The 18,345-nt window shown below is 44.6% G+C and carries 16 protein-coding genes; 1 reads left to right on the forward strand and 15 read right to left on the reverse strand.

Annotation, left to right across the window (positions count from 1 at the left end; translation table 11 throughout):
* Positions 1-57 precede the first annotated feature (57 nt).
* From B5E64_RS10265 to pcrA, 14 genes are all read right to left on the reverse strand, one after another.
* Positions 58-651: a hypothetical protein gene (locus tag B5E64_RS10265; protein WP_087168428.1), complete on the reverse strand. Its 594-nt coding sequence runs from the start codon at positions 649-651 to the stop codon at positions 58-60.
* 10 nt (positions 652-661) lie between these two features.
* Positions 662-1,366 carry a DUF3800 domain-containing protein gene (locus tag B5E64_RS10270; protein ID WP_087168429.1) on the reverse strand — a complete coding sequence of 235 codons (705 nt, stop codon included), beginning with the start codon at positions 1,364-1,366 and terminating at the stop codon, positions 662-664.
* Between the two features lie 15 nt (positions 1,367-1,381).
* Positions 1,382-4,966, reverse strand: coding sequence for a BREX-1 system adenine-specific DNA-methyltransferase PglX (pglX, locus tag B5E64_RS10275; protein ID WP_087168430.1), 3,585 nt, complete (start codon positions 4,964-4,966; stop codon positions 1,382-1,384).
* A 64-nt stretch (positions 4,967-5,030) separates the two neighbouring features.
* Complete coding sequence (gene brxC / locus B5E64_RS10280; RefSeq protein WP_087168431.1) at positions 5,031-8,630, reverse strand: BREX system P-loop protein BrxC; 3,600 nt, start codon at positions 8,628-8,630, stop codon at positions 5,031-5,033.
* A 13-nt stretch (positions 8,631-8,643) separates the two neighbouring features.
* Complete coding sequence (locus B5E64_RS10285; RefSeq protein WP_087168432.1) at positions 8,644-9,231, reverse strand: DUF1788 domain-containing protein; 588 nt, start codon at positions 9,229-9,231, stop codon at positions 8,644-8,646.
* Between the two features lie 9 nt (positions 9,232-9,240).
* Positions 9,241-9,861 carry a DUF1819 family protein gene (locus tag B5E64_RS10290; RefSeq protein ID WP_242960146.1) on the reverse strand — a complete coding sequence of 207 codons (621 nt, stop codon included), beginning with the start codon at positions 9,859-9,861 and terminating at the stop codon, positions 9,241-9,243.
* Between the two features lie 69 nt (positions 9,862-9,930).
* On the reverse strand, positions 9,931-10,203 hold the full coding sequence (locus B5E64_RS10295; RefSeq protein ID WP_343284058.1) for a helix-turn-helix transcriptional regulator: 273 nt from the start codon (positions 10,201-10,203) through the stop codon (positions 9,931-9,933).
* A gap of 178 nt (positions 10,204-10,381) precedes the next feature.
* Positions 10,382-10,663 carry a hypothetical protein gene (locus B5E64_RS10300; RefSeq protein ID WP_087168433.1) on the reverse strand — a complete coding sequence of 94 codons (282 nt, stop codon included), beginning with the start codon at positions 10,661-10,663 and terminating at the stop codon, positions 10,382-10,384.
* Position 10,664: 1 nt separating this feature from the next.
* Complete coding sequence (locus B5E64_RS10305; RefSeq protein WP_087168434.1) at positions 10,665-11,636, reverse strand: ParB N-terminal domain-containing protein; 972 nt, start codon at positions 11,634-11,636, stop codon at positions 10,665-10,667.
* The gene (locus tag B5E64_RS10310) at positions 11,623-12,411 is read right to left on the reverse strand and encodes an AAA family ATPase (RefSeq protein WP_087168471.1); all 789 of its coding nucleotides are present in this window, start codon (positions 12,409-12,411) and stop codon (positions 11,623-11,625) included. The genes B5E64_RS10305 and B5E64_RS10310 overlap by 14 nt, the downstream gene beginning before the upstream one ends.
* 40 nt (positions 12,412-12,451) lie before the next feature.
* A complete protein-coding gene (locus tag B5E64_RS10315) occupies positions 12,452-12,694 on the reverse strand; it encodes a SymE family type I addiction module toxin (protein ID WP_087168435.1) in 243 nt (80 codons plus the stop codon).
* Positions 12,695-12,905: 211 nt separating this feature from the next.
* Entirely contained in the window at positions 12,906-14,348 is a 1,443-nt protein-coding gene (gene rlmD / locus B5E64_RS10320) for a 23S rRNA (uracil(1939)-C(5))-methyltransferase RlmD (RefSeq protein WP_087168436.1), read from the reverse strand.
* An 85-nt stretch (positions 14,349-14,433) separates the two neighbouring features.
* Positions 14,434-14,682 (reverse strand): DUF4366 domain-containing protein, encoded by a 249-nt coding sequence (locus tag B5E64_RS10325; RefSeq protein ID WP_087168437.1) that lies wholly within the window; start codon positions 14,680-14,682, stop codon positions 14,434-14,436.
* 241 nt (positions 14,683-14,923) lie between these two features.
* Positions 14,924-17,164 (reverse strand): DNA helicase PcrA, encoded by a 2,241-nt coding sequence (pcrA, locus tag B5E64_RS10330; RefSeq protein WP_087168438.1) that lies wholly within the window; start codon positions 17,162-17,164, stop codon positions 14,924-14,926.
* Between the two features lie 173 nt (positions 17,165-17,337).
* On the opposite strand from pcrA, the gene B5E64_RS10335 reads away from it, so the two are divergent.
* Positions 17,338-17,934: a DUF1836 domain-containing protein gene (locus B5E64_RS10335; RefSeq protein ID WP_087168439.1), complete on the forward strand. Its 597-nt coding sequence runs from the start codon at positions 17,338-17,340 to the stop codon at positions 17,932-17,934.
* A 45-nt stretch (positions 17,935-17,979) separates the two neighbouring features.
* On the opposite strand, the gene B5E64_RS10340 is transcribed toward B5E64_RS10335, so the two are convergent.
* The gene (locus tag B5E64_RS10340; RefSeq protein ID WP_087168440.1) at positions 17,980-18,273 is read right to left on the reverse strand and encodes a YerC/YecD family TrpR-related protein; all 294 of its coding nucleotides are present in this window, start codon (positions 18,271-18,273) and stop codon (positions 17,980-17,982) included.
* Between the last annotated feature and the right edge of the window lie 72 nt (positions 18,274-18,345).

Below are 18,345 nucleotides of genomic sequence, written 5' to 3' on the forward strand. Positions count from 1 at the left end.
ACTCATCTAACATGTTTAGAAGGAGAATCCGGTTTTCGCATAGCGATTACCGGTTTTTTATTTTGGTTGGCTTTTTATGTAATTCTGATAATCTTTCTCATAATCTTTTTTCGCACTGATAAAAAATACCGGAAACGCAGTAATCAATGTCACCCGTTTTTCGCTCTTATCTTCCAATACCACCAGATAGTCGATCTCATCTTCCTGATACCTCAGGTATAATCTGTTCTTTTTATTGGAGTTTATTTTTTCCCAATATTTCACGCGGGAATCACCTGCATTATACATCATGATAATTTCCCGAATCCACCCCACTCTTGCTGCTCTAAAAATACATTTAGCTCTTGTGTCTCCGTTATCCATGACAATGGCTTCAAGCCCAGTTACACAATTTTCATCGCAATAAGCGGATAAGATATCATTATTGCACGGTTTTATGTCTAATCGAGGTTTTTGTTCAATGCTAGCAGAATGCCAAAAAATTTCCGCTTTTCTATCTATCCAGTTGAGTGGGACATAAATCTCGCGTTCTCCAAATGTCGGTCTGTTTTTTGTCGCGATTGTCGTTTTAAACATCTCATGGCATCTATCAAAAAATTCAGCTAGCGTATCCTCTTCTTTTATTTCTATCGGCCTAAGTTTTCCTGACATTTTTATCTCCCTACCTCTGTGGTCTCCACACAAATAGATTAAATTTTGACGCATAACGTGAAGTTGCCCTATCTATGTCTTGCTTTGACTGAAGCTTCTCAATAAATGCTATTTTACCTCTATTTGCCGAAGTATTTTCTTCAAGTTTTCGATAATGGTATGCTAAAGCTCCGTTAAATAAATCTGCAAGTTGCAACAGTTCTGATTCCCGTGAATTAATCTGACTAATATGCTTAATGACTTCTCCATTAAAATCATAGATATTATTGCACAGCACCTCTCTCAGCTTTTGAACTCGCCTTCCGCCTTTCGTATCTTTAATATCAACTAATATGTGATATTCATTGTCCGGACATACCACTGGATCTAACATCAAAAAGTACATCTTATAATACCACAAATCATAGTCTCCTTCATTAAATTTCTGGTGATCCAATTGTTCCTTACCAGTTGCAACGAGTCCTCTATAATGGAGATCCTTATTCTGCCAAAAATAATCCAGTAAATCCAAATAAAATTTTTCTTTTGATTCAGAAACTTTTGTCCATTTAATTTCAAAATAGCTACTTAAACCATGCTTTTTCTTAATTGCACGTATATCCGAATAGATATCCTTCTTCTTCTCTTTAGGACAATACATCGCACCGAGTACCATTACAGAAGATTGGTCATTCTGAAGGTGGCAGCTTTCATCACAATATACTGTATAAATCATCCCAAACACCTCCGTTTATTTAATTTTTGCCAGTACATCCTGAAATAATGCGTAATTATGTTTCACACCATCATCCAAATCAATGCTGATCATCTGATCCGCAAGGTGATGAATCTTTTCTTCATAAACACGAATTTCTTCCGCCTGTGCCTGCAGCTTATTCAGTTCTTTGTTCAACTTCACACGCTCGCTGGCCGCAGCATTATCAATACGTTTTTCCAGATCAGCCATCGCCGTGCGGTAGCGGCTCTGCTGTTCATGGACATAGTCCGTGCGTATGCGGGCAATGGTATCCGGCTGATAGCGGTGCATATAAATCAGAGCCTTAAAACCATTCTTCTTACCGCTGTCAAACAGCCAGTAAATCGGGCGTTTCTGATAAATCTTGCAATGGTCTTTGTAAAAATCATTCAGGAAATAGTTCCGGATCACATCCTTCGGCTGACCTTTGCCGCCTAGGGCATCAGCAATGAATTTCAAGTTTTCGTCCAGAGTGTCCTCGCCATAGACTGTCTTCACAAATCCTACGAAACGGCCGACGATATCATCATCAAAATATTCATCATCGCAGATTGGAATGATGTTATCTTTATCTGGAGAATATGTACATTTAGCTATACCATTTTCCTTCTTATAATAAAATTCACCGATTGGCATATACGGTCCTGGTGCTCCTACATACCCAGTTCCCGCTTGTGGAGCCGATGCTTCATAAAAATGCTCTGAGAAACGCTGCCCCGTCAATATAAGCCCTGGCTCATCCAAAGAATAACGACCAAACATACAGCCAACCGCATAAGAAATGAAAGAACGAATATCTCTGCCAAGGTCAGCCTTGCGGACAGTGACATCCTTGTCCTCAACTTCCGGTGTCAACTCGTCTTGCAAGCCGTAAATGTCGATGAAAATGCGGTTCAGTTCTTCCTCATTGGCTTTCAGCTGATTAAAACGGTTATCACATTCAGCCTGCCACTTGTCAAAGGCTTCGGCAATAGTAGAAACTTTGCGGAGCAAAGGATGCTTCTGGAAATCCCATGAGGTTTCAAAGGAATCCCAATCCGTTCTAACACTTTTTACAGAATCATCGACTAATAAATCTATCTTTTCCTTCTTTTCTTTTTCAAAATACACCGGAATACGTGCCATATCACCAACTTGTGTTGTTATAGTCGGATTCAATATTTTAATGCATTTTTGTGATATTTTAGAATTAAGGAATCCTAAAACATACAACAATTCATCCACTTTCGGGAAACCACTTGATCCTTTTACGTCAAAGAGAAATCCCCCTTCACAGTATCTTCCAGAAAATTGTGCACTTGTAATATCTGACCATGTAATACACGGTTTCAAATAATATGCTTGATTTTGTGGTCTGGATCTCAGTTTCCCTTCACTATTAAAACAATGCTTGATAGCATAGCCATCATTCTCCCAATTAACAACATAGTTGCGATTTCCATACCATCTTTTGAAATCCCCGCCTTTATTATACGGGAACCACTTTTTACCGCATTTTTGTGCATCATCTAAAGTTTTCATTCCAAATCCTATATTCTTCTTATCCACCTCATACCATAGTCTCAAGAAATCATCGTTATTTCCTGTTTGTAAACCAACCTTAGGTTCTGCAATTCTCTTTAATGGATCAGCTGTTTCAAATATTCTCAACAACTTTTCACTTGTCATAAATGCAATCGGACTTCCATCAATACGCTTATAGTTATCCTGATCAAAATCATGAAAATATGTGCATTCTGGATGATGAATTGCATCTAAGACTTTTTCCTTTTGAATATTCATTCCTCCAACAAATTTAGATAAGTCAAAATACTGACCCACCTTTCTACTTTTATCGTTAGTCAATACAAATGCGCAAATAGGAACAGTTGCTTCTTCAAATGCTGAATACTCCATTTGAATCAGTGTTGAAATGCCTTTATTTTCAATAATGTGCTTTCTCAACTTTTCATAGGTTTTAATATACATCCATACAAATGGCGTCATAAATCCTAAATATCCAGATTTTTTGCAAAATTCAAAATTTCTAAACATGAATACACTGAAAAGGTCTCCTGAATAATCCTTATAATTATCTGTCAAATAGTCTTTCAGCTTAGAATTATACTTATTAAGATACGGTGGATTCGTTGCCACAACAGTGTATTTGGTAGATAGGGTCTGTGCAACTTCGACTAAAGGCAACAGTTCCTTTAATACTATATCACGGGACATATTTATATCTTCCGTAATCTCAGCAAAACGGTCATACAAGGCAGACCAGCTCTGCTGTGTGACAGTCAAAATAGAACCATATTCCTTTGCATCATGCAATTCTCTGATAATGGTATCCATAGCGGTTTTCAGTTTTACATCCCCATTGCAAAAATACTCAAGCGCATATTCATCATAATTTTTATGCTTTTTCCCATCTTTATCAGTATGTCCGCTCTCTACAATGGCATACACATGGGGCTGAACACCACGGCTAAAGAAGCGGCGGTCATACTGACGAGCTTTCATCATTATCGCAAAGTACGCTAACTGGGCTGCACGCACATCAATATCAACTCCAAAAATATTATGCTCGATAATCTCTACGGTTGCTTTCCTTTCAGAATATCCATACTCTGTATAAATTTTCATAAGAACATCAAAAGCATACACCAGAAAATGTCCTGACCCCATACAAGGATCAAATATCGTCATCTCCTGTGGTGTAATATTATCTTCAATATACGAGATTTCACCATTCTTAGGGGCTACAAAATATTCTAATTGTTCTCTTAAAGTACTATTAGGCTTTCTTTCAATCCAATATTTTCCGATACTGTTATCAATGATATAGCGTACCACCCAATCTGTGGTAAATAACTGGGTTGCTGCTGGTATATCTTCTTTCTTAACAGGTTCCTTATTACTTATATTAACAACTTCATCATGTTTTTCTGAAATATAATATTGATAAAGCCAGCCAAGAATTTCAACTTGTCCATTCTCAGACCGAATATCAAAATTATCTTCCGGAACCATATCTATCATTTTATCAATGATACTACCTTCACGGAGCAGATAATCCGGCAACAGAAGTTCCGTGTAATCCTCAATCTTTTGAAACATGCGCGGCAAAATACCGGACAAAGAATTACACTGAGTGATCAGAAGATATTTATACAGTTCTTCCGTCTTGTTCGCATCCTTCAACTCAAAAACTTTGTCCATATTCAAGCCTTCCAGATCCAACTGTATCGCATCCACCAGAATCTGCGGCTTGAACTCGCCCTTCTCATTGGTGAAGATCCTGGTATGGCTCGGCAGATAATTGTTTACTTCCATGAATCTGAGCGCAGTAAAGCGGTTGAACCAGGTATAGGCCACTTCTTCCATCACCTGTTCAAATCCATCCTGGTTGATTTTTGCAATCAATGCCTGCCTCTGCTTCTTTTCTGCTGCAGTAAGCACCCTGCCGCCGATGCTATCCGCATCCGCAGGAGTAGTCTTCTTCTCCGTAATTTCATATTGCTCTGCCTTCTGTGTGACACGCGCAATCAACTCCTTACGCGCCCACACCGCATATTTCTTTATCGCATTTTTATCCATAAGTTGACTCTTCCTTTACTTAACTCCGCATAGGTTCAGCTAGGCAAATCAAAGATTTGCCTCCTCACTTAAGTTCGATACCGTCCGAACCCTTCAGTAATATCTTCAACTGATCTCTCAGCTTGTCCACATACGCGTCAATCTCAGCATCGCTTTCCAGCCTTGCCGCCTTCAAAAGCGATTGACGGAATATCGGCTTATACGTCTTCTTCGCAACCGGCTTCACGGGATCTACAGGCTTCGGATCAACCGGTTTCGGAGGCCGCTTGCTAAACTCGATCTTGGAAACAGCATCATCCCGGTAATTCCACATCGGAATCGGAAAGCCTTCCATCAATGCCAGGCTTGTCGTCTCTGCAATCTTTTCCTTCTGCTGTCCATAGTACACATCAGCCTTATCGCTGATTGTCTTGGCTGTCGAATTACCATCGTCTAACGCCTGATGGATCTCCGCCATACACTGACGGACTACTTCCAGAAGCTCTGTGCGCTTCTCTTCCAGCATCGCATCATGGAAAGCCTTTACCTTCGCCATCAGAGCATTCAATTCCGGAATTCTCCTGTAATCATACTTCCCATTGGAAGGGATCATGGTAATCAGGCGAATCGTGTTCAGCGCCTGATTTGCCTCTTCATCCTTCTTGAGATAGTCCAGGTCATTTCTCAGATCCTGCTCAAACTTCACCGCCGTATCAAATACGGAAATCTGTGTCTTGAAGAAGGCTTCCACATTCTGCATGGCATCCTGAGCATCATACAGATTGTCTTCTCGCTGAAGAACGCGCTCAATCAGAGCCACATTATCCTTCTGCTGTGACAGCACATCTTTTATAATCTGAAGTGCATTGCTGACCACATTCCTGTCCGGATACTTATGACCCTCGTATTTTGCCAGAAGGTCTTCATAGTGCTTTTGCAGGTCTTCAAACTTATCAATGATGAACTGGATCAGGCCGTCTTCATCCGCAGGCACATCCATGAGATTGAAGTAATCCCGCAGAAAATCTTTAACCGCCTTCATCCTTGTTGCGGATACCACCTGTCTCTTGGAAATCTGCGTCTTCCCGATCTCACTCTTCTTTCTCAGCATATCCGGAAGCTTCGGATTGTTCGGCTGCACCGTTGAACCGGCATATTTGATCGTCACTTTCTGCCCTACAATCAGCAGAGCCACGACAGCCGCAATATCAATCTCACGCCATCCATAAGGAATCGCCTGGTATCTTTTCTGAACATCCGCCATGGAAGTTGGCAGATGCTTTCTGTCCTGCATTTCCAGATACTCTTCCACCTTGGCAGCAGCATCCCTGTTCGGCTCCGTTCCCGGAAGCATCGTGACGGCGCCAGTCAGAAGCGCCAGAATATCCGCATCCGATTCAACATTCTCCACGATCAGATCCAGGTCACTGTACACGTGGGACACCAGATAATCAAGGGACTGGTCAATGACACTCTTCGCCTTGCCCTTCTTGATCTCATAATCCCTCTTCACCGGATCCTCTTCCTTTGAGGAAACGGCTGCTGCCTTGATCTCGATTTTCTCACCGTCCACATAGAACTGCGCATTGGTTATAGCGTCTGCCAGATCCGTCTGTGCAGATTGCTCATATTTATCAGCTTCATTCTGATAATTTGCAATGATGTCTCTCACGCTCTTTGGAAGCTGAGCCACATTCCGCTGCTTCACATACTTGCGGATCTTCATTGCATTTTCCAGCGATTCATAATACGGCGTATCAGCCAGTACCACAATAGCCTGGCCTGAGGATTCTGTCATCAGGCGAAGTTCTGCCTTCTCCTCAGAATCCGCTGCCACGGTCATAATCTTCAGCCTCATGCCGCCTGTCACCGCTCCGACCGTGGTATGATCCACCATCTGATCAAAGGCAAAGTCATACTTGCCATAGCGGAACTTTTTTGCTGTATAAATATCGCCGAATACCATATGTGCGATACGCTCCACGATCGCCGCGGTATCAACCGGCGTATTCTTGATTTCTCTCTGAATATCCTGTTCTTCATCCGTCAGGAAGTTATAAGTATCGCCCGTGCGTCCGATATAGTTCTGGCTCATCAGGCGGTCAAGGGATCCCCTCACCTGTTCCCTCATGATGATCTTATCCATGCGGATATCATCCGCCATCAGGATAACGATATTATCTAAATTTGCCTTGATGTCGTCGATATAGCGAACCAGATATAAAAGCTTCAGCACAGCCACATCCTGCTGCTCAATGCCGGCATTGGTGTCAGCCGCCTTCTGGCAGCGCTCGATGACCCGGCGGATAGAACTGTCAAGGAATGTGTGAACTGTATCGTAGAAGAGATAGAACGGCGCCAGTGCGAACTCGTCCTTATCCTCGATTTTCTGCGCCGCTTCCTGGAATCCGGACAGCATGGAACGCTCACCGCCGGACAGATGCTTTCCGGAATTACCGTGCTTGCGGATCTCGGCAAATACCTTCTGCATGATGATGAACTGATACGGTACGAATGGGAAGTCCCTTGCAAACTCCCCTGGGCCATTAAAACCTTTAATATCCAAAACCGCATCACCGGCAGAATAATTAAAACTGAACAGATTTCTCAGCACGGAATCATTCTCATTATATACCTGTTCCAGCTGCGGTGTTACCTCATCCTTCTTTCTGAGGATACGCTTCTGGATCACTTCATCTGCAGAGGAAGACGTCAGGGAGAGCCTGGTCTTGAATCTCGCCTGGATACGTGAGAACTGATCCTGTCTGGTCTTGATGATTTCATCGATCGCCTCCTGTCCGGTACATACCACCCAGATCTTTCCGTTGCACTCGCTTCCGATCTTCTCCACAAGCGACTGCAGGTTCATCAACAGATCAATACTGTCGCCCACATACTGGCCAACCTCATCGATCATAAACAGCAGTCTGAAATTTTTCGGCTTGGCATCCACGTATTCCTTCATTTCGGATACAAGCTGTGCAATGGAAGTCTCAACGGTCTCCGTGCCGTCAAACCAGTTATGAGCAGCGGTCTCGCTCATGCCCAGCACTTCAACCAGAGTATCTACCACATCATCCTCGAAGAATGCGAAAGCATCCCGGGATTCTACCCATGGGGAACCGTTCTTTTCTTCAAACACTCTGCGGAACTCTTCCGTCTTTCCCTTCTTATCAATAAACTGTTCCATCTTCGCGCACTTCAGGTTCTCACCATAGAAGCCCAGATAGTTGTAAAACATCTTTGCGAATACACGCAGAACAGCAGTTTTATCCTTATTGATGGATCCCTCGATATCTATATTGAACAGGATCGTGTCGGTTTCTCCGCGGATCGCGCTTGCGATCTGCATGAAAGTCGCCTCATCATCAAACTTCTCACGGAAATAATCCTCGACCTTTTTTCCATCCACTTCCTTGTTTTCCAGAAGGTATGACAGCATTTTCAGGAAATGAGATTTACCACTTCCGAAGAATCCGGAGATCCACACGCCCACATCTGCCGTTGGCTCCCGAAAAGATTCGGCATAATTATTGAAAAAGGTGATCATGTGCTTACGGATATCCCGCGTGATGACATATTCCTTAACTTCCTGCTTCAGTACATCAGCGGCATCCTGGTCTACCTTAACGACGCCATTGATCTTACGGTCGATGTCGTCATAAAACATTTCCTGTATTCTCATTTGTCAGTACCTCCTACAATACATGATGGTTGGAACCATCGATTCCAATAATATTAAATGCGCGGTAATATGGATTCGGTTCCAGCTTATCGAACAAACGCACAAATCTTCCGTCATATGTTCCCGGATACATCACCAGAATCGGGATATCCGGAAATTCAGGCTGCAATGCTTCCAGAAGGGAATGAATCCTCATAAACGGAAAAACTTCCCCAACGCCGGTCAGAAGCAGCACATCCCCCGGTTCATGCGGTTCATACTGCATCTTCTCCACAAAGCTCTTATTATTGGCAAACTTCTGCAGATTATGGAACAGGAACTCTTTGCCTTTCTTTTCCTCCATCTGTACCGCCTTTTCCGTGATACGCTTATCATCACAGATAGACAAGAATACCTTGTACAGATTTCGCTCAATCAAATGGCAGTCCAGCGACTGGTCTACAATCAGCTGCTCCGTAAAATGCCTGACGATCATTTCATCCTGGGCATCATAACAGAAAATACGAATATTCACCTCATTGCTGAGTCCCTTACCTTCCAGAAACTCCGGCTTCTGTATCTCTAATTTCAGATTATCCAATCTTTCGTTTATGTTGTTCATGTTCTCCTCCTATGAAAAGCAGTTGAACGCCGCCAGTGCTCTGTCATCGTTATTGCTTCTTATGGCATTCTCCAGCACTGGATTCAGCCATACCGGATTGATGTGATCCGCCCTGATGTCATCCAGATACTCATTCTCCGCAAGCACCCGGATCAAAATCTGCCGGATTTTCTTCATCGTGCTCTCACTCCATCCAGCCACATAATCATCCTGTTCCTGAAGCTGCATGAAAAAAACATTCACATCCATCTGGCTGAAGGAGAAATTCTGCATCCGGTATTTCTCACCGATCACCGTGATCATAAAATCCCATACCAAACGATACTGCTTCATCATCGCATATAAACAGATTTGCTTTGCTGCATCCTGAGGCATTGCCGCAACTGCCGCTATCAGGCTTTCATCCTGAAGGCCATGCAGACGCCGGATACAAGTCTTAGCCATTTGTCGAATGGATTTCTCTGTGGGGTATTGGAATAGATTATCCTCTACGATCCGTTCCTCCACATCTGAATCACTTAACCCTTCCTCCATCAATCTTGCAGCAGTCCGCATCTCATAAAACAAAAATTTCTCTCTTGTGATCTGGCCGCTTCCCTTATATGGGCTTACCATCTGATTTCCCGCCATCCGCTGCTTACCTTCCTTACATTCCCATTCTAATTATTACAAGGTTGCTGTCCCATAAAAATCCCTGATCTATTCCGGATCATCTTCAATAAAATCAATGATGTCCCCTACATTACAATGCAGCACCTGACATACCTTCATCAGCACTTCCGTGCTTACCACTTCACCCTTAGACATTTTCGTCATCGTAGCCCAGCTGATCCCCGCTTTCTGCTGCAGATCTTTCTTCATCATATCTTCATCGATCAGCTGCTTCCATAATTTTTTATAGCTTATTTTCATGCCGTACACCTCATGTCCGTCATCTTCAAATTCTTTTACAGGAACTAATTTACCAATCAATTTTCAGTATATCACAGCTCCTCAATTTTCACAACGAATAATCTTTAGTTTCTCGAGAATGAACATCAGTTAAAAGCGATAACAAGATATGAAATTAAAGACTTACTTTTCTCAATATCAGGCGTAAAATCAGACAGCACCACAGGCATCTCCTGCAGTGCTGTCTGCTAATACTTCATCATCTGCGGACCGGCCGCCGGCCGTTCAACTGGAACGCATCATGGGCTTTGATCTGCTTTACCGCCTGGCTCAGCGTGCTGCTTTTACTGTGCAGATGATACGGCAGCTGTCCATTATGACGATGAAATATGATCACCGTTCCTTCTTCCGGATACTCCGGATTATGCAAATACCAGTAGTGGCCGGTATTTTTGCTCATCAATGTCAGATCATAGTCATTTGCCATAATAATGTTAAAATAGCCCCGATCCAGTCCCTTTAATTCCCTCTCTGAAAACACTTCACACCGCCTTTCCAAAATACATTTTCAATGCTTTCTCCATGATTTCAGAAACATCTGCTTCTCCAACATCCGCCAGATACGCATTGTAAACTCCTGCGTCGATCCATATCTTGACTGTCTTCTTTTCAGCCCTGGATTTCTCGGGGCATCGGAATACATTCTCCGCTGCCTCCTGGTCAATCTTCCCGTTCTGTTTCCGAAGCTGTTCCGCCTGCTTGGGGCGAATCTTCTTGCCTTCCTGCTCCGCAACCTGACAGATCAGGTTCTGCTCTTCTTCATTCAGATAGGACAGATGGACCGCCTCCATAAAGGGCAACCTTCCATCATCCACCTGTTCCTTAAACTCCGGAATCAGATGATTCAGGCGCATCAGCCGGGAAACAGAGCTTCCTGACAGTTCATATTCCTTTCCAACGCTATCCCTGCTTCTCAACTTGTGGTCACTGTGACCACAAGTTGATTTCTGTGATGCACCTTCCAGAGCAACAATCTCTTTCACAATATCATTCCGTCTCCCCTGACAGGAAATCTTCTCATGCCGTTCCTTCAACACTGCCGCCTTTTCTGACGGCAGGAGATCTGTAAAGGACCGCTGGATCAGGTTCGTCTCAATCACATAAACATACGTCTCTTCCTCTGTCAGCTTATCCTTCACGATAGCAGGAATCTCCTTCAATCCCGCCAGTTTGGCAGCGTTTGCCCGGTTATGTCCGGCCAGCATCTCAAATCCCTTTTTTGTACGTCTTACGATCACCGGATTCAGGACTCCATGCTCCCGGATGCTCTGCACCATATCAGCCAGGCGTTCTCCCTCATACAACCGGAAAGGATGGTCGTGAAACGGCGTGATCTTATCAATAGCAATCTGCAGAATACCATTTTCAGACACAGCCTTATCTACTGCCATGTCTTCCGTCAGCAAATCCAAGGCGTCCTGGAATACCTTCCGTTTCGGGCTATTCGCCTTCATAACCTGCCACCTCCCTTGCCAGGCTCCGGTACATTTCACACACCTTGCTTCCCGGCGCATATTCCACCAACGGCTTACTGTAATAAATAGACTCTCCCACTTTGACCGTATTCGGGATCACACTCTCAAAGATCCGGATCTGCCCTTCAAACACCTCCATCACCTGCTCCGTGATCACCCGGCAGAGATTCGTTCTAGCGTCACACATTGTCAACAAGATACCTGCAATCTGAAGCCTCTCATTCAACCTACTCCGTATTTTTCTCACTGTCCGGATAAAATCCTGAAGCCCCATCATAGCCAGGAGCTGCGGATTGACGGTAATCATCACTTCATCTGCTGCAGCCAGCGCATTGATGGTCAATGATCCCAGCGAAGGGCATGTATCCACTATCACAAAGTCATACCGATCCCTGAGCGGCTCCAGGATACTTGCCAGCATCTTCTCTGCCCCCATCTCCATCCGCAGCCTACTGTCCACAGCAGACAGCATCATGGATGACGGGATAAAATCCACACCATTTCTTCTCTGAATAAACTCCGCCGGACCCGGCTGTTTCTCATCTTCCAGCTGACTCATCATCAGATGCCCGATGGTCAACGGTACCGCCGCCGGATCCTCAATTCCAAAACAGGTGGAAAGATTAGCCTGGCTGTCAAAATCTACAGCCAGAACCTTCCTCCCCAACTCTGCCAGACAATACGCCAGATTCCAGGAGCTGGCAGTCTTGCCAACTCCCCCTTTAAATGATCCGCACATCATAATCTTACCCATATCTGCATTGCCTCCTTTGACTCTGATTTTCTTATCATTCTCAGTTTCCATATTTCTTAACGCCTTCCGCAACCATCTGGCTCACTCCGGCAAACTCCCGTTGCTCGTCTTCAGCCTTGGAAATCACCAGTTTCCCATCCTCACATTTCACCACAATCGCATCATCAATCTCGAATCCCCAGTCCTTCAGCCACTGTCCCTTCAGCATGATAGACGGGATCGTCTTATACTGATAAGCACTCTGTCCACAGACCTTCATATTTCTTACACTTTTCTTTGCCATAGAATTGACTCCTTTCAGATTTGATCAGACCTTAGAATTATTACAGACTTGCCTCCATCACCATTTTTAATTCTCTCTGCCCAAAGGCGCCACCTCCTCGAAGTTTCGACCACGCACCCAATGCAAAAAAGCTGCTGACACGTTTTTCTCTAACGCATCAACAGCTTCTCAACTTCGATTCCGTATACTATTTTCAATGGCAGATAGGCTTCTATTCTGCTTTTTCCTTATCCCTGATTCTGCGGTAATCTTCCATATCTATACCGATCTTTACCGTAGTATCCGGTTTTCGGTTGCTCAAGAGGCACACAGTCTCGACATGCACCGTTCCCGGGAATAAATCCACACAGCTTACCCGTTCCGGCACATATCCTTTTCCTGTCAGCAGTTCCAGATCTCTCGCCAGACTGGTCGGTTTGCAGGAGATATAAACGATCCTCTCTGCCCCAAATCCAATGATCTTTTCCAGTGCTTTCGGATGTACGCCATCACGTGGTGGATCGAGGATAATCAGATCCGGTATTTCCTGCAGCTCATCGACTACTTTCAGCACGTCTCCGGCCCAGAAGCTGCAGTTATCCAGTTCATTCAATGCCGCATTTTCTCTCGCTGCCTCAACCGCTTCCTCAATGATCTCGACGCCGACCACTTTTTTTGCTACCGGTGCCGCGATCTGGGCGATGGTGCCTGTTCCGCTGTACAGGTCAAAGACAACTTTATCCTTCGTATCTCCGATATATTCCCGTGCTGTCTCGTACAGTACCTCGGCCCCCAGAGAATTGGTCTGGAAGAAGGAGAATGGTGTAATCTTGAATTTCAGTCCCAGAAGTTCCTCATAAAAATAGTTCTGTCCATACAGAATTTCTGTTCCTTCATCTTTTACCGCATCAGCCAGGCTGTCGTTTCTCGTATGCAGAATTCCCGCAAAAGTTCCTTTCAGTGGCAATGCCAGCAGTGCTTCTTTCCATCCACGTAGCAGAGCTTCTTCTCCTGTATAAGCGGATGTTGTAATCAGGTCCGCCAGAATCTCTCCGGTTTTTACCGCCTTTCTTACAAGCAGGTGGCGGAGATATCCGTCATGGCGCATCCGGTGATAGAACGGCACCTTCTGCTGTTCAAAATACTCTCTGGTGCATTCCAGAATCATCCGGAAATCCTCATCCACGATCCGGCAGTCGGAAACGGTCACAATATCGTGAAAGCTTCCCCTCTTGTGCATACCAAGAGCCAGCGGGCCGTCCTTATATTCATCGCCGAACGTAAATTCCATCTTATTTCGGTACGCTTCCCGCACCGGGCTTTCCTTGATTCCTTCAAATACTCCTTCCGGAATCCGGTCTTTCAAAAGTTCCCGCACCTGGGACTCTTTGAGCTCCAGCTGCTTTTCGTACGGAAGGCTCTGGTAGGAGCATCCTCCGCACTGCCCGAAATGCGGGCATGGCGACGGGATCTCATCCTTCGATGTCTCAAGGACTTCCAGAAGCCGTCCTTCAGCTTTCCCTTTTCTCACTTTATTGACTGCCACTTTTACTTTCTGCCCCGGAATCACATGCTTCACGACGATATCCTGCTCTTCGCCTTCCACTTTCACGATTCCTTTGTTTGGAAATTTGACGCAGCAGACAGTTCCTTCATATATGGTTCCTTTTTTCATGGTTCTTCTCTCTCCTGTATTGATTCTCAAAAAAATAAGGCAGGAAGTTGATTTCCTACCCTATCTTCTCTTGCTTTTCCAAGTTTTACTCTACTTCATCTTCGTCGTCGAAGAAGTCGTCGTCAAAATCATCATCGAAATCTTCTTCAAAATCTTCCAGATAATCCGGTGTAAAGAATGAGTATACTGCGTAAGCAATCGCTGCTACCGCTGCTACGGCTCCAATAATCGCCAGTACCCAAACAATCACCTTTTTCGTATTATCTTCATCTTTTTTCTGTAATAATTCGCTTAATTTGGAAGCTGCCATAATCTCTTCAAACTTTCCGCTCATGCTCCCTCTCCTTTCCGATGTTGCCATCTCAACGCTTATTCTTTTTGGTAATTATACCACTATCATAGACAGAATGCCATCCTTTTATGTGAACTTTTCCTGATTTTGTCATTTTATAAGAGTTCTGTTCACACCACACTCAGAAGCACAACGAGTGTGCACGCGGACGGCGGTTTGGGGGTAACCGTACTTTTAAAATTACAATTCACTCTCACCTTTTGACCGCCTGTCTGATCTGCGCCTACTCAACCTTCTTGAGTCTTGCGAATGCCGCAAACATTTTTTTCACTCCGACCGTATCGAACTCGACCGTTACTTCGTAGTCCCGGCCGCCTTCTGTGATCGCTGTCACCAGTCCTTCACCGAACTTCATATGACGGACACGGTCTCCCACGTCATAACCCGGTCCTTCTCCGGAAGCCACCTTAAACTGTTGCACCGGCTTTTTGATACCGAATGCCTGAGAATGAAAAGCTGCTTTTGCCTTGGCGTAGGTCTGGTTTCTTGCAATCTCTATCTGCGGTTTTTCTTTGTGCAGCTCTTTGTGCCCGCCCAGAAGTTCTTCCGGAATCTCCCGTAAAAACCGGGAAGATTTGTTGTACTGGGTCTCGCCCCGTACCATCCTTCTCCTTGCACAGGTCAACGTCAGCTCTTTCATGGCTCTTGTAATACCGACGTAGCAAAGGCGTCTCTCCTCTTCCAGTTCCATCGGATCATCTGCTGTGATGGTCATATAACTTGGGAAGAGCCCGTCCTCCATTCCCGCCAGAAAGACATACGGGAATTCCAGTCCTTTTGCGCTGTGAAGAGTCATCAGAACGACATAATCGCTCTCCTCGTCCAGATTGTCGATATCAGCCACCAGCGCCACTTCCTCTAGGAATCCGGACAGAGTCGGCTGTTCTCCGGTCTGCTCACAGGTTTCCTCGTAGGAAGCCACCTTGCTTTTTAATTCTTCCACGTTTTCGATCCGGCTTTCGGCGTCTTCCATATCGATCTCTTCGAGATAGCTTTCATAATCCAGCGTCTCGATAATATCATTTAACAGGGCAAGCGGTGTCATCCGGCCTGATTCCTCTTTGAAATGCTCGATCAAGGCGGTAAAAGATTCCAGACGGGAAACGGCGCGTCCGATATTCGGAATCAGGTCCGCTGCCCGAAGCGCCTCATAAAATCCGATTTCTTTCTGGATAGCATATTCCTGCACCCGGTTGATGGAAGTCAGTCCGATTCCCCGTTTTGGCACATTGATAATTCTGCGTACTGCCAGATCGTCCCGCCCGTTTTCGATGGTACGGAGATAGGCAAGCAGATCCTTGATCTCCCGTCTTGCATAGAAGTTGACGCCTCCGATCACTTTATATGGAATGTTGGTGGATACAAAGCGCTCTTCAAACATACGAGACTGTGCGTTAGTTCGGTACAGAACGGCACATTCATTATAGGAAGCGCCCTCTTCCTTGACTTTCTTCTGAATGGCTCCCGCAATATAGTCCGCCTCGTCGTAGGCATTGTCAAACTGACGGCAGACCAGCTTCTCCCCTTCCGGATTCTCGGTCCAGAGTGTCTTGTCCTTCCGGCCGTGATTGTTGCGGATCACGGCATTGGCCGCATTCAGGATGGTGGAGGTGGAACGGTAATTCTGCTCCAGCTTGATTACCACCGCATCCGGAAATTCCTCTTCAAAGTCCAGGATATTCTTGATATTGGCTCCCCGGAATTTGTAGATGGACTGGTCGTCATCCCCTACCACACACAGATTCCGGTATTTGGATGACAGGATCTGGATCAGACGGAACTGCACCGTGTTCGTATCCTGATACTCGTCCACCATAATATAACGGAACCGCTCCTGATAATACTCCAGCACATCCGGCTGTGTCTGGAACAGCTGGACGGCCTTCACGAGCAGATCGTCAAAGTCCAGTGCATTGTTGGCACGGAGCTGCTTTTCGTATTCCGCATAGACTTCGGCAATCTTCTTTCTGGAAAAATCGCCCTCCGCATCAAGTCGGTACTCCTCAGGACTGATCATTTCATTCTTTGCGGAAGAAATCGCTGATAAAAGTGCCCGTTCTTTGTACATCTTCGTATCGATCTGGAGATAACGGCATACTTCCTTCATCAGCGACTTCTGATCGTCCGTATCGTAAATCGTAAAGTTTGTGTCATATCCGAGCCGATCAATAAATCGTCTCAAAATCCGCACACAGGCAGAATGAAACGTACTGACCCAGATACTCTCGGATCCGAATCCGACCAGCTGATCCACCCGCTCCCGCATTTCGCCCGCGGCTTTATTGGTAAATGTAATGGCGAGAATATTCCACGGGTTGACCCCTTTTTCCTCGATCAGATAGGCGATCCGGTGCGTCAGCACCCTCGTCTTTCCCGATCCGGCTCCCGCCAGAATCAGAACCGGTCCTTCTGTCTGATAGACCGCTTTTTTCTGCATATCATTCAACGAATCATAAATACTCATTTTCTATGTACTCCCATCTCTGTTCGTAGTTTTATCAGTATACCATACATCTGTTCGATATTTCAAGGTATTGGAAGATTCTTCTGGCCCAACCTTTCACAAAAAACTTGCCATCTAGTTTTTAAAACTATATAATGTATATATGAAGTTTTTACACGAGGGGTTTTGACGTTATGACGATTGACACAAATGATTTATTAAACAGTATTTTAGACAGCCTTTCCAGAATCGATTATATCCATCCGGGTGAAATCCCGAATATTGATTTATACATGGATCAGGTTACGACATTTATGGAGACACAGCTAAGTTCCACGAAGCGCTACGAGCAGGACAAGATTCTTACGAAGACGATGATTAACAATTATGCCAAGAATCATCTTCTTCCAGCTCCGGTAAAGAAGAAATATTCCAAAGAGCACCTTCTTGTTCTGATTTTTATCTACTATTTTAAAAATCTGCTTTCGATCCACGACATTGAGCTGCTTTTGAAGCCTCTGACCGAGAAGTATTTCCAGACATCAGAAGATTTTGATCTGTCTGCGGTGTACAAAGAGGTCTGCCAGCTGGAAAAGAGCCGGATCACTTCAGTTCAGGAGGATATCAAAAATCTCTGGGAGGAATCTTCCCGGACTTATCAGGATGCACCGAAGGAGGATCAGGAATATCTGCAGCTGTTTGCATTTATTTGCTCGCTGAGCTTTGATGTCTACATCAAAAAGACAATTATCGAAAAACTGATTGATTCTTTCTCCGATGAGAAAAAATAAAAAAACAAGACGCTGAGGGCCGTGAGGCTTTCAGCGTCTTTATGATTACTCTTTGTTTTCAATTCTGTCAAATACCATATCGTACCCGTCATTGCCGTAGTTCAAAGAACGGTTTACACGGCTGATCGTCGCGGTTGATGCTCCGGTCTTCTCTGCAATCTCCAGATACGTCTTCTGCTCACGCAGCATTTTTGCCACCTCAAATCTCTGAGATAAAGACAAGAGCTCATTGATCGTACAGATGTCTTCAAAGAAAATATAACACTCTTCCTTATTTTTCAGGCTGAGAATCCCTTCAAACAGATTGTCCACAGCCTCTGTCTTAATTTTCCTACTCATATCTACCCTCCATATCTTGTTCGTCGGGCAATGTTTCTGCCGAGTACTATTTTAGCACACTAAACTCATAAA

The sequence above is a fragment of the Drancourtella sp. An12 genome, assembly GCF_002160935.1.
Classification (GTDB): domain Bacteria; phylum Bacillota; class Clostridia; order Lachnospirales; family Lachnospiraceae; genus Sellimonas; species Sellimonas catena.

What these genes read in the sequence shown, in the direction of transcription:
- B5E64_RS10285 (WP_087168432.1), bottom strand. Translation starts at nt 9,231, where the DNA reads ATGAACAACATAAACGAAAGATTGGATAATCTGAAATTAGAGATACAG.
- brxC (WP_087168431.1), bottom strand. Translation starts at nt 8,630, where the DNA reads ATGAGAATACAGGAAATGTTTTATGACGACATCGACCGTAAGATCAAT.
- B5E64_RS10340 (WP_087168440.1), bottom strand. Translation starts at nt 18,273, where the DNA reads ATGAGTAGGAAAATTAAGACAGAGGCTGTGGACAATCTGTTTGAAGGG.
- B5E64_RS10335 (WP_087168439.1), top strand. Translation starts at nt 17,338, where the DNA reads ATGACGATTGACACAAATGATTTATTAAACAGTATTTTAGACAGCCTT.
- B5E64_RS10305 (WP_087168434.1), bottom strand. Translation starts at nt 11,636, where the DNA reads ATGAAGGCGAATAGCCCGAAACGGAAGGTATTCCAGGACGCCTTGGAT.
- rlmD (WP_087168436.1), bottom strand. Translation starts at nt 14,348, where the DNA reads ATGAAAAAAGGAACCATATATGAAGGAACTGTCTGCTGCGTCAAATTT.
- B5E64_RS10270 (WP_087168429.1), bottom strand. Translation starts at nt 1,366, where the DNA reads ATGATTTATACAGTATATTGTGATGAAAGCTGCCACCTTCAGAATGAC.
- pglX (WP_087168430.1), bottom strand. Translation starts at nt 4,966, where the DNA reads ATGGATAAAAATGCGATAAAGAAATATGCGGTGTGGGCGCGTAAGGAG.
- pcrA (WP_087168438.1), bottom strand. Translation starts at nt 17,164, where the DNA reads ATGAGTATTTATGATTCGTTGAATGATATGCAGAAAAAAGCGGTCTAT.
- B5E64_RS10310 (WP_087168471.1), bottom strand. Translation starts at nt 12,411, where the DNA reads ATGGGTAAGATTATGATGTGCGGATCATTTAAAGGGGGAGTTGGCAAG.
- B5E64_RS10265 (WP_087168428.1), bottom strand. Translation starts at nt 651, where the DNA reads ATGTCAGGAAAACTTAGGCCGATAGAAATAAAAGAAGAGGATACGCTA.
- B5E64_RS10325 (WP_087168437.1), bottom strand. Translation starts at nt 14,682, where the DNA reads ATGAGCGGAAAGTTTGAAGAGATTATGGCAGCTTCCAAATTAAGCGAA.
- B5E64_RS10290 (WP_242960146.1), bottom strand. Translation starts at nt 9,861, where the DNA reads ATGGCGGGAAATCAGATGGTAAGCCCATATAAGGGAAGCGGCCAGATC.
- B5E64_RS10315 (WP_087168435.1), bottom strand. Translation starts at nt 12,694, where the DNA reads ATGGCAAAGAAAAGTGTAAGAAATATGAAGGTCTGTGGACAGAGTGCT.